Below are 8,066 nucleotides of genomic sequence, written 5' to 3'. Positions count from 1 at the left end.
CAGTAGTGAAACGAAACAGCGCCGATGATAGTGTAGCATTTGCTATGTGAAAGTAGGACATTACCAGGCTTCAAATTAAAGAAACCCGTTACAGAAATGTGACGGGTTTTTTGCTGTCTGGGATTTAGTAAATAGCCAAGAGCCCATGCCGAACTCAGTAGTGAAACCAAAGCTTCTACCGATGATAGTGTAGCATTTGCTATGTGGCTCTCCACCGCTGTGGGCACTACGACATTCTACTGCGTAGCGCACCGACTTCAAATTGTAGAAAGCCCGATTCGAAAGAGTCGGGCTTTTTTACGTCTGCAGAAAAGTAAAATACGCGCAATTAATACACACTCATATCAACATCCATCACGTAGGGCGAGCGAGCGTAGTGACTCCTGACGCTAAAATCACATCGAGAATATCTACAGTGTTCTTACTTCACGAGCTGGGTTACCCGCTACTACAGTATTAGGCACTACATTTTTAGTAACCACAGCACCCGCACCCACAATACTATTTTCACCAATACTTACACCCGCTAAAATAATTACACCTGCGCCAACCCATACGTTATTGCCTAACGCGATAGGTGCTGCAAAGTTTTCTTTATTAAGCCTTTCTACTGGATTAGTAGTATGTGATACAGCTAAAAACTGAACGTTCGGGCCTATTAAGCAGTCATCACCAATGGTGATTGAGTTATTGGCTAATGGCGAGTCGAGAAGTGTACAGTTAATATTTATGAAGGTACGATCACCTATAGTTATTTGATTGCCGTAATCGCAATGAAAACCTGATTCTATAATTACACCATCACCTGACTTTAAAAATAACTCTTTGATACGTTTTAAGTTGCCTTTACTTGGGCTCTTATTAAATAAACGGCAGGTTTCACCTGCTTGCTTTCGCTGTGCTAAGTATTCTTTACTAATACTGTTAAATGACTGCATTGTATTTATCTTTATAACTTAATTAGTTATAGCATACCGTACTTTTAGTTTTATTATTATTAGAATAAAACTGTGTTTTTTTTGCTCGTTCACTTGCCATTTAGGTTGTTTCGTTTAAAATCGCATAACTTTCGAAACGAAACTTAATTCACGAGCTTTATGACTAAACGAAACACACAGCAGCGTCGTCACAATATACTGGTTCAGGTTAATGAACTAGGTGAAGTAGTTGTTGAAAAGCTAGCACAGCAGTTTCAAACATCTGAAGTAACCATCCGAAAAGATTTAACCTCGCTTGAAAAAAGTGGCTTATTACTTCGCCGCTACGGTGGTGCTATTGCATTGCCTAAAGAAATTGTTAGCGATGAAATAGATTCAAAGCGCAAAGTCGCAATAGCAAAGGCTGCAGCAAAACTTATAAAAGATCATAACCGCATTATTATTGATAGCGGGCGTACCACAGCAGCCATGATCCCTGAGCTTGCAAATAAGCGTGGGCTAGTTGTAATGACAAACGCAATTAAAGTAGCGAGTCGTTTATTAGCACTCGAGAACGAGCCAACACTTTTGATGACCGGTGGGACGTGGGACCCGCATTCTGAGTCGTTTCAGGGGCAAGTTGCCGAAAATGTATTATGCTCTTACGACTTCGATCAGCTCTTTATTGGTGCGGATGGTATAGATGTAAAACGTGGCACAACAACCTTTAATGAGTTAGTTGGTTTGAGCCAAGTAATGGCAAAAGCGGCTCGTGAAGTAATTGTAATGGTTGAATCAGATAAGATTGGCCGAAAAATACCAAATTTAGAATTACCGTGGGAAATAGTAACCACTTTAATAACCGATACTGGCTTAGCAGATGATAAACGCAAAGCGATTGAGGCGTGTGGTGTAAAACTAATTTGTGCAGAGATTATTGATTAGTAACTACAAAGTGAGTTACTAGAATTAAAAAATTAATGGAGACACTATGTGTGGAATAGTTGGGGCAGTTGCAGAACGTCCAGTAAACAAAATTTTAGTTGAAGGCCTTAAACGTCTTGAATACCGTGGCTACGACTCTGCCGGTGTAGCACTATTAAAAGGCTCTACGCTAAATACTGTAAAAGCAGTCGGTAAAGTAGTTAACGTAGAAGCTGCACTTGAGAAAGCAGGTGTTAGCGGTCATACAGGTATTGCACATACGCGCTGGGCAACACATGGTAGTGTTACAGAAGCAAATGCACACCCACATGTATCAAACAACCAGTTAGCACTTGTGCACAATGGTATTATTGAAAACCACGCAAGCTTACGCGCATCGCTTAAAGAAGAGGGCTACGAGTTCCTATCTGAAACCGATACCGAAGTAATGGTGCACTTAATTCATAAGCTTCGTAAGCAACACACAACGTTACTTGCATCAGTACAAGCAGCTGTTAAGCAGTTTGAAGGTGCATTTGGTACTGTTGTATTTGATAAAGCGAACGACAACGAAATCATTGTAGCGCGCTCAGGTAGCCCTCTTGTTATTGGTTTAGGCCTTGGCGAAAACTTTATTGCATCTGATCAGTTAGCACTATTACCCGTTACTCGTAGCTTCATCTTTTTAGAAGAAGGCGACGTAGCGCGTATTACACGTGACACAGTAGAAATTTTTGATGCAGACGGCAACGCAGTTGAGCGTGAAGTGATTGAATCAAACATTACGCAAGATGCATCAGGTAAAGGCGATTACCGTCACTACATGCTAAAAGAAATTTACGAGCAACCACTTGCAGTACGTAATACGCTTGAAGGACGTTTAAACGACGACCGCGTAGCAATTGATGCCTTTGGCGACAGCGCTCAGCAAATATTTAAAGATGTAAAACACGTGCAAATTATTGCCTGTGGTACGTCTTACCATTCAGGTATGGTTGCACGTTACTGGCTTGAGCAATTTGCGGGTGTTAGCTGTAATGTAGAAATAGCTTCTGAATTTAGATACCGTCAGTCGTTTGTACATGAAAATAGCCTACTTGTTACTATTTCTCAATCGGGTGAAACTGCCGATACGCTAGCTGCGTTACGCCTAGCTAAAGAGCAAGGTTACATGGCTTCAATGACTATTTGTAACGTACCTGGTTCATCGCTTGTACGCGAATCAGACCTAGCCTTTATGACTAAAGCGGGCGCTGAAATTGGCGTAGCATCTACTAAAGCATTTACTACGCAACTAGTTGGTTTGTTAATGCTTACTGCATCTATCGCACAAGAAAAAGGCCTTGATCAAAGCGCCATTGTAAATGCAATTAAAGTACTTCCAGCTAAGTTAGAAGAAACATTGCTACTCGCTGATGGCATTGCAGACCTTGCAGAAGAGTTTGCCGACAAACACCATTCATTATTTTTAGGTCGTGGCTCACAATACCCAATTGCAATGGAAGGTGCGCTTAAGCTTAAAGAAATTTCGTATATTCATGCAGAAGCCTACGCAGCGGGCGAGCTAAAACATGGCCCTCTCGCACTTATTGATGCCGACATGCCAATTATTGTTGTAGCACCAAACAATGAGCTATTAGAAAAGCTTAAATCAAACGTAGAAGAAGTACGCGCACGTGGTGGCATTATTTATGTATTCGCAGATAAAGATTCACACTTTGAGTCAGACGACACAATGCGTGTAATCAACGTAAACCACACTGACGACATTATTGCGCCAATTGTTTACACACTGCCATTGCAGCTACTGTCATACTACGTAGCGGTAATTAAAGGCACTGACGTTGACCAACCACGTAACCTAGCTAAATCGGTTACTGTTGAGTAAAATCAATATGTTAAAGTTTATTGGCTAAAGTTAAAAAGGTGCATTATGCACCTTTTTTTGTGCCTGAAACTCTGTTAACTTAAGTAAGTTATTATTCTCTAAGGGATTAGTTATGCGCGTATTTACCGTCCTGTGTTTTGTTAGTTTTTGTATTTTTAGTTCACAAAGCGTTCTTGCACAATCTGACACTAAACAACAAAGTGCTGATTACTCTGTGCACACACATACATTTAAATCAGCTGTTTTAAACGAAGAACGTACAATTGTCATTCAGTTACCTAAGAGTTATCAAGCTAACCCAAACAAAGTTTATCCGGTCATTTATCGCTTAGATGGCGCTGGTAATATACCGCTTGCCAGTGCTGTTATTGAGCGATTACAAAATGATAATCGTGCGCCAGAGGTTATTATTGTCGCTATTGAAAGCACTAATCGACTCAGAGATTTCTATCCTACAGTGAATAAAGAGCCACAAGGCCCGGTAGGTGAAGGGGGCGGCGCGGCAAAGTTTTTGACGTTCTTTGAGCAAGAGCTCATTCCTTTAGTTAATAAGAATTATCGTACGCATAATTATAAAGTGATTGCTGGCGCATCTGCGGGTGGTGTATTTACGCTATATGCGTTGCAGGCAAATCCTGAGTTATTCCAAGCGCATATTGCGTATAGCCCAGCGGTTTGGTGGAACTATGGCGCATCGGTAAAAAGTACAAAATCGTTTATAGCTAAAACGAAAAAGCTTAACAGTTACGTTTACATCAATATCGGCGAAGAAGCTGGCATAATGCGCGAAAGGTACGATGAATTGCAGCAAGCTATGCAATCGTATAAAGTGCGAGAGCTACGCTTCTTTAGTGATGCGTTTGATGGTGTCTCGCATAACCTGACTTCGGTTGCTGGTTCATTTAATGCTTATCACAACTTATTTTTGCCTAAACAAATGCCCATAAGTGATTTAACTGACGATGTAGCCTCTATTGATGCTTATTATCAAAACTTATCTCAACAATGGGGCGAGCAGATTGCGCCACCGGATCGCGCTGTTAGATCACTCGGTTATAACTTAACGGGCAGCAAGCAATTTGCCCGTGCTATTGAGGTGTTTAAGTATAATATAAAAAACCACCCAAAATCAGTCGATGCGTTTTCAGCCTTATCTTATGGCTATGAAATGCAAGGCAATACTCGTCAAGCGCTTGAACAGATGGAATCTGCTTTAGCGATTGCAGACGACTCATATCCTTATATAAATTACTTAAAAGAAACAAAAGCTAGATTGCAAGCAGAGCTGAGTAAGAGCTAATAATATTGTCAACTTAGTTGCTGGCTTTTTATGAAAGCCTCTTTAGGTGTGAAGCTCCTTCGGTGATACTTAAATTTCCTCGTAACTAGCAGCTTAAATCGCGCAGTTGTTACCTATAAAAAACATTTAAATCACTAACCCCTACTTAATAAGCGCTAAATACGCTAAAATTGCAGGCTACTTTTTTAGCAATAAGCCCATAACTTTTATGACCTCAGCCACAAGCCCTAGCACGTTTACCGAACTTGGCCTTATTCCAGAGCTATTAGCTCGTTTAACCGATTTGGAATATACCCAGCCTACGCCAATTCAAGCTAAGGCTATACCTAGTGTGCTTGCGGGTAGTGATTTAATTGCGGGGGCAAATACGGGCTCGGGTAAAACGGCAACGTTTGCATTACCTATGTTGCAAAAAGCTTTCCTTGAGCAGGGCGCTAAAAATACTGCCAGCAAGGGGAATTTTGTAACGGGGCTTATTTTAGTACCTACCCGGGAGCTTGCAACGCAGGTGGCCGATAGTGTTAAATCGTACTCTGCAAACTTTAATGGCGCGATTAAAACAGTAGCTGTGTTTGGTGGTGTGTCGGTTAATACACAAATGCAGGCTCTTCGTGGCGGTGCTGATATTATAGTGGCAACACCAGGACGTTTACTCGATTTAATCTCAAGCAATGCTATTAAGCTCGATAAAGTAACAACGCTTGTGCTTGATGAAGCCGACCGCATGCTAAGCCTTGGTTTTACTGAAGAGCTTGCTGAGCTTTTAGCGTTAATGCCTGCTAAAAAACAAACAATGTTGTTTTCAGCTACTTTCCCTGAGCAAGTTCAGCTATTAACGCAAGATCTATTAAGCGACCCTGTTGAAATACAAGTTCAAAGTAAAGACGAAAGTACGTTAGTACAGCGTGTTTTTAGCGTAAATAAAGGCGAGAAAACTACTGTTTTAGCGCATTTAATTAAAAAACATAAATGGCGCCAAGCGCTGATTTTTGTAAACGCTAAAAAAGACTGTGAACACTTAGCCAGTAAACTTGAAAAGCGCGGTGTTAATGCACAAGTTTTCCATGGCGATAAAGGCCAAAGTGAGCGTACTCGCGTAATAGAAAAATTTAAAGCGGGCGAAATCGAAGTACTTATCGCAACCGATATTGCTGCACGTGGTTTAGATATTGAGAAGCTGCCAGTGGTAATAAATTTTAACCTACCACGCAGCCCTTCTGATTATATGCACCGTATTGGCCGAAGCGGCCGTGCTGGTGAAGTTGGTTTAGCGTTATCGTTAATTGATTATGAAGATTTACATCACTTTAAAATTATCGAGAAGAAAAACAAACTACGCTTAGAGCGTGAAGAGGTTACAGGCTTTGCTGTAAACCAAGCTAACCTTGATGCTGCACAGGCGCTTAAAAATGAAAAGCCAATGGCAAAACCAGAAGGCACAGGCAAGAAAAAGAAAAAAAATAAAGCCGATGATATAGATGATGTAGATGATGTATGGAGTGGCTGGCGCCGTAAGTAACAATAGAGCTAAATAAATAGCTGTAAAAAACCCGTAATTAGTAAACCTAATTACGGGTTTTTTACTTTGTGGGTTTAACTTAAAGCGCTAGTTTTAAATTAATGCTCGTGATCGTCTTCCTCTTGCGCAATACCCAGCCAAGTAATTGCACTTGGGGCAAAAGTAAGCCCAACCTCACTTTCAATTTCTAAGTCTTCTAAGTGTACTTGCACAACGTGCTGAGCAATCGGGTCGGCTACATAAGCAAACTGACCATTTTGCGCCACTGTCATGCTAAAGCTCATGCCCTCTGGCATAGTTGATACATCTTGCTCGGTAATATCAACTTGGCCTTCAAGCTCCCAGTGCATTTCGTCATCATGGTCGTGTGCGCTAAATACATTTAAAAAGCCTAAGCTGTCTAATATTAAAAAGTGCTCTCCATGGGCTGAAAAAGAGTACGACACAGCACTTGCGCCATCGGCTTGTTGCCATTCTAGTTCTTCCATTTGAGCTGTTGCTGGGTTAATAGTTACAATTACGGCTTCGCCCCCACCGTGGCCAGATGCTACGCCAATAAAGGTCTCGCTATCTTCGTGGCCATATATACTACCAATGCGTAAATCGCCAACGGCTGCAATGTTCGCTATTTTTTCAGCTTCATATTCATCATCTTGCTGGTGGGCTAATAACACACCATCGCTACAGCCAAATACTACATAATCGTGGTTTTGTGCCGCGCCGTGTAAATCAGGGCACGTAACTTCTAAGGTTTGTTCAAGCTCGTATTCACCATCATGAAAATGATAAACACCTACTTGGTCTGGCAGTACTTTAGCAACCGATGTGCTTTCGCTGTCATCACGGCGAAGTGTTGATAATAAATGCTCACCGCGAGGCTCTGCTACGCCGTGCATATTAATATCGTAGCTAATACCAGGCAGGCTTGCTGTTGCGCTTGTTATGTCGTTATCTGTTAATACTTCAACAGAGGCAACTGTGCCTGAGTCTGCATCACCATCGTAAAAAACAGCTAATTGGCCGTCGTGTTTTACAAGGTGAGTAGGGCGGCTGCCACTTGTTAGCTCATAACTGCTAGCTGCTGGGCTTTGCTCATAGTCGTGTAAATGCTCGCCATGGTCTTCACGCCATAAACCACCATCAATAAAGCCTAAGTAATCTTGTGCGCGGCTTGCAATAACGGCATAACGAAAATCAGGTGATGACGACAGCGTGTTTGAATCATTCGTCAGGGTAAATGTTTCAAGTAAAGCGTTGTCATCTAGGTCATAAAAGCTGGCTTCGTTGCTATCGCCTGCAAGCACAGCTAATCTGCCTAATGAATCAATTGTGTAGCCATCATCATGGTCGTGATCATCATCGTCATGATCGTGCTCGTCTTCTACAACAATAGGATCTTTTTCTATAATATTGGTCTCTGCATCGCCACAGGCTGTAATAAATGTAGTGCTAATAACCAGTGCAATAAGCTTTAATTTGTATAGTTTTTTCATGTTTATTTCCTTTAATTATAATTTT

6 protein-coding genes are annotated in these 8,066 nt (G+C 41.4%); 4 read left to right on the top strand and 2 right to left on the bottom strand.

Annotated features, from left to right (window positions below):
- Nucleotides 1-410 precede the first annotated feature (410 nt).
- A complete protein-coding gene (locus WNY98_RS10430; RefSeq protein WP_342877856.1) occupies nt 411-938 on the bottom strand; it encodes a sugar O-acetyltransferase in 528 nt (175 codons plus the stop codon).
- Between the two features lie 159 nt (nt 939-1,097).
- On the opposite strand from WNY98_RS10430, the gene WNY98_RS10425 reads away from it, so the two are divergent.
- The 4 genes from WNY98_RS10425 (at nt 1,098) to WNY98_RS10410 (ending at nt 6,548) form a co-directional block, all read left to right on the top strand.
- Entirely contained in the window at nt 1,098-1,862 is a 765-nt protein-coding gene (locus tag WNY98_RS10425; protein WP_342877855.1) for a DeoR family transcriptional regulator, read from the top strand.
- A 46-nt stretch (nt 1,863-1,908) separates the two neighbouring features.
- Complete coding sequence (gene glmS, locus WNY98_RS10420) at nt 1,909-3,729, top strand: glutamine--fructose-6-phosphate transaminase (isomerizing) (protein WP_342877854.1); 1,821 nt, start codon at nt 1,909-1,911, stop codon at nt 3,727-3,729.
- 112 nt (nt 3,730-3,841) lie between these two features.
- A complete protein-coding gene (locus tag WNY98_RS10415) occupies nt 3,842-5,029 on the top strand; it encodes an alpha/beta hydrolase-fold protein (protein WP_294119401.1) in 1,188 nt (395 codons plus the stop codon).
- A gap of 208 nt (nt 5,030-5,237) precedes the next feature.
- The gene (locus WNY98_RS10410; RefSeq protein WP_342877853.1) at nt 5,238-6,548 is read left to right on the top strand and encodes a DEAD/DEAH box helicase; all 1,311 of its coding nucleotides are present in this window, start codon (nt 5,238-5,240) and stop codon (nt 6,546-6,548) included.
- A gap of 98 nt (nt 6,549-6,646) precedes the next feature.
- Here WNY98_RS10410 and WNY98_RS10405 read toward each other — a convergent pair whose 3' ends face one another.
- Nucleotides 6,647-8,041, bottom strand: a complete 1,395-nt coding sequence (locus tag WNY98_RS10405; RefSeq protein ID WP_342877852.1) for a 5-methyltetrahydrofolate--homocysteine methyltransferase — start codon at nt 8,039-8,041, stop codon at nt 6,647-6,649.
- Nucleotides 8,042-8,066: the final 25 nt, after the last annotated feature.

This window comes from Pseudoalteromonas sp. AS71, from assembly GCF_038900275.1.
Taxonomy (GTDB): domain Bacteria; phylum Pseudomonadota; class Gammaproteobacteria; order Enterobacterales; family Alteromonadaceae; genus Pseudoalteromonas.
This window is presented reverse-complemented; position numbering and strand designations above follow the sequence as displayed.